This is a genomic window from Microcystis flos-aquae FACHB-1344 (assembly GCF_014698375.1).
Classification (GTDB): domain Bacteria; phylum Cyanobacteriota; class Cyanobacteriia; order Cyanobacteriales; family Microcystaceae; genus Microcystis; species Microcystis aeruginosa.
In genome coordinates this window covers 1-4,200 of record NZ_JACJSW010000196.1, presented here as the reverse complement: position 1 = coordinate 4,200, position 4,200 = coordinate 1, and the positions used below count along the sequence as shown (strand labels likewise).

The window sequence follows — 4,200 nt, the reverse complement described above, 5'->3', positions numbered from 1 at the left end:
GGAAGACTTCTAATCACTTCAAAATGAGCGGGAATGCCTTCAGTCATTGACAGTGTTGCCCCTTTAAGAGCCAGTTTTAGATTGTCGATAATATCATCGGGTAATTTTGAGAGGTTGGCCAGGGTTCTTTTTTTGACTTGATCTCCTTCTCGATAGGATTCACGAAGAAGGACAGCGGGGGGGGAATTACGGTTAGGAACTTTTTCTATATACATGACTACCATTCTAGCAAATAGAGAGAATTCTTGTCCATTAAGAAATGTTACAAATTACATGGGTACATTAAGAAAAGTTAAGGGGGTACATCCATTGATGGATAAGGGTTTTGGGCTATTATGGTATATATGTATGGGGGAAGTTCAGTTATAAAAGGATTTAAAGAATCCATTTTCCCTTAGACTTGGCTAGTGGTGAACAAGCTACCGTAGCTCTGACCGCCCCTGCTATCAATGGTTAAGTTCTAATCAAATAATTACGACGAAAAAGGTCGGGGTGAGCTAATGTTCGCCCCGACCTTTTTTGTACATTATGAAATGTTAAACAACCAAATTCGCTCGATAATTCCTGAATGTCATCGGCTAAGATACTTTTAACTCGGCCTTGACGATACGATGATCCGGGAATCCCGTGGCATCTTTAGAGCAATCAAAAGGAACTATAGAAGAACTCGCCGACCAATTTTTGGCGGTTCCACCGACAAAAACAGCATCTAAGATACTGTTAAAATTTGGATTACATTGAGTGGATAGACAATTATTAGAAGCTAAACAATCCGGTTGAATCCACTTTAATATGTTGTCTTGATTTAGTTTATTGAAAGCCGTATTACCTCTTCGTTCATCGAGATCAAAATCAAAGTTAAAGTCTCCCACTATAATCGTCGGTAAACTTTGCTGATTGCTCCAATTTCTGACAAAATCAGCCTGTTGGTTTCTTCTTTCCTCTTCACGACGGTTGAAATGGTTGACCATAAATAAAAATTCGGTTCCGTTCGCAAGAAGTTTAAATTTACCCACAAGCGGATTTCTTGACCCTCCAGAACCAGATAAATTATTGATAGAACCCACTAATTCTAACTGACTTTGATCGTAAGCGATCGCTAATCTATCTTGACCGCCCGTTTCTCCCAAGACCGAGGTAAATTTTGAACCCATGGCTTGAGTAAACTGATCGAGGTCGTCCTGATTCATCACCTCTTCAAGACCCCAAAGAATGACCTCTGGATGCTTTGTAATTTCCTCGGACACTTTGTCGGGGGTAGTGTCTCTGGGATTAAAGTTTGGTGATTCTACGTTATAGGTGGCCAATTGCAACCGGTTTATAGGAGGATTCGGAGGCGGGTTAACCGAATCTTCCAAAACTTGAGCGACATATTTTTCTATAATCCAACCTTGTTGGGAGGGGATTTGTACTTTTAGCCAATGCTTTTCCCTATCGGTTTCGGTCACTGTGGCCGTTACACCATCGGGTAATCTTCCCTTTAAACTCGGAAAAGGATTTTCGTGCAAAGGAACACCTTGAGGATTTGTGGCTTTAAGCTGTACTTGCTGACCTACCTCTACATCTAAGGCGAGGGATGGGTCGGCAAAGATAAAGCCTCCCCAAGCTACTATCAAGATGACAATACCGAGCAGTCTTTTCATGTGTTTGACCTGTACGGTTTACTGTTCATCATAGTAAGCGTTTAGGGGTGAAAACGGCATTCACAGGAACAAGCAATTTAATTCTGTCTTTAGATCTCTTGCATAAGTCTAGACAAAATAGGATAAAATAGTCCAAGAGTTAAGATTGAAAGATGAATTACGAACAAGCTGAGACAGGGTAAGAGCATCTCAATTAGGCTTGACAAAAGGCTTTCAGCACAGCCATCATATAGTTATTATCCATGGCCGCCCGTTTACTTTTTTGTGCCAGACTACGTCGGTAAGTGGATTCCTGGTTAAGAGCGTTAAGTGCTACTCGTCTCAAGAAGGCTCCCATTACGAGGGCTGTGACCAGAGCGAATCCGACATTGATCCTCATTAAAAGTAACATCTAAAATCCAATGAGCCTGATTTTCAATGCCCCAATGTTTACGAATAGCATTACCTATTTTTTGAGCATCAGCAGGGAGAGAACTGAGATAAAATTGGACTTCACAAGTGGTTTTATTCCAAAGATGACGAACTCGTTTAACCATGATAATACTTTGAAGTCCTTGCCATTGAGCCTGTTGATAAAGACCGCCGAAAGCTTCTAAAGGTACAGCCCAACACCAACGTTTTTCGAGGCGATGATGACCTTTTTCCAGACGGTAATCATAACTAAATTGAATACCATCAAATTGATGTGCTTGAGCTTGCTCAAACCAGTTTTTGACCTGAGTATAAAGAGTCGGATGATTAGCTTTAAGGGCGACAACGTAGTCAGCTTTTTTGGCTTGAATATGATTAATAATCGCCGTTTGAGTTCCCATAGCATCTAGGGTGATAATTGCCCCTTGAAGGTCTAACAGTTCTAGTAAAGCGGGAATAGCAGTAATCTCATTGGATTTATCTTCCACCTTGACTTGTCCTAAAACTAATTTCTGCTCCCCCGCCCAAGCCGTCACTAAATGCAAGGCTTTAATTCCTTGATTACGGTCGTAAGAACCTCTGAGACTTTTCCCGTCTATGGGAACTATTTCCCCCGAAAGAGAACCGATTAAATGGGGCAGCCATTGAGACAAAACTTTGGCCAAAACTTCCGGGTTAATCCGTTCAAAAACCCGCCGAAAAGTGTCATCAGAAGGAAGGCCATTAGGTAATTCTAAAAACTCAGATAACCAAGACTGCTTACTGAGTCCATAATTTTCCATGTCTTCCCAACCTTTGGCTCCTGCTATAACTGCTAAAACAGCAATGACTAAAATATCAGTTAATAAATGTTTGGCTCTTCTGGTTTCTGTGTGGAAATGAGGTCTATACTGATAGTTTATTTAACAAAATAGTCCTAAAAGTCTTTCCCAGTAAACATTTCACGATTTCATAAGCAAAAATTATCACACAAAGTCGAGAAGAGCCAAATGTTTTTGGGTTCGGGACGCTCTTGGGTCAGGAATATCTTGAAGATAAGTCAATAAACTAGCTTGAATTTCATTTATTGATGTTAAAGGAAGCTCAGGTTTTAGTTGAGCTTTATTTCCGGTGGGGAGAACGGGAGCAAAACCTTTACCCATGAGCTATTTCCTCATTAATTTTCATCAACAACAGTGAGACTAAGGCTAATTATAAATTATACAGAGGTAGCAGCGGCTAAGTCTGGGTACTGGCAGTGCGGGACGGTGCTATGGCGATTTGATTACCCTATTCAGAAATCTTTGTCAAGTACAATTTATACCAAATTAGATGAGCTTACCCTGAATATTTGCAAGGTTCCAACTACCATTAACAACAGTAGATATCTGGCTCGCCCCAGTTCATTTTCTAACACTTTCTGGTATAGTTCACTTATCATTTTCGTTATTTAGGTCATATATGGTAAATATGACTTATCTTTTTTTGGAGTCTGTGTCTGTATTCCATGCTACATAAGCTTTTCAGCTGGCTTGTCCCCCTGTCAGGTCCCCAGGTCTTCCAACAAAGTCCGAAAACTATGCACAGGGAGGTTCTCTTGATTCCGTTTTTTTCTCTCTTTAGATTGCACCGATTCACTGCGACGGCTCGGCTGATCTCGCCGAACGCCTCGCTTTAATCACATTCAGAGAACTATCATCAATTTCTTCATCCTCAAATAATCAAGGAGCCAAGGACTGTTTTAAATGCCATTCCACATAATAAGCCAACATACATAAAAAGATATGGTTCTTCGGTTTTTGTTATGCAATGGACGGGGTTATAAGGAATGAAACCCTTATATAGAGAGACATTGCCGCAATTTTTGTCAATTGTTGGCGATCTGGAGCGAACTAATCAATTAAATCTCTTGCCAGATAAGGATTTAGTCGATTTATGCCCCCAGATCGAACCATACCAAGTCCCTGACAGGGGGACAAGCCAGCTGAAAAGCTTATGTAGCATGGAATACAGACACAGACTCCAAAAAAAGATAAGTCATATTTACCATATATCTGAACTTCCCCCGTATAAACATACTAGCTATGGCTAAAAGTCTTACAGAGCCTGAGTTAAAGCAATATAATACTAATGGACTACTGGACACAAAATCCTGAATTCCTTACGC

The 4,200-nt window shown here is 40.6% G+C and carries 2 protein-coding genes and 2 pseudogenes; all 4 read right to left on the bottom strand.

From position 1 onward, the window contains the following. Positions 1 to 215: pseudogene (locus H6G48_RS19945) on the bottom strand (IS1634 family transposase); the annotation flags it as partial. 363 nt (positions 216 to 578) lie between these two features. Continuing rightward, complete coding sequence (locus H6G48_RS19940; protein WP_190722958.1) at positions 579 to 1,643, bottom strand: endonuclease/exonuclease/phosphatase family protein; 1,065 nt, start codon at positions 1,641 to 1,643, stop codon at positions 579 to 581. A 193-nt stretch (positions 1,644 to 1,836) separates the two neighbouring features. Then, positions 1,837 to 2,917, bottom strand: a pseudogene (locus H6G48_RS19935) (ISAs1 family transposase); the annotation flags it as partial. Positions 2,918 to 3,019: 102 nt separating this feature from the next. Then, entirely contained in the window at positions 3,020 to 3,196 is a 177-nt protein-coding gene (locus H6G48_RS19930; protein WP_242034704.1) for a hypothetical protein, read from the bottom strand. Between the last annotated feature and the right edge of the window lie 1,004 nt (positions 3,197 to 4,200).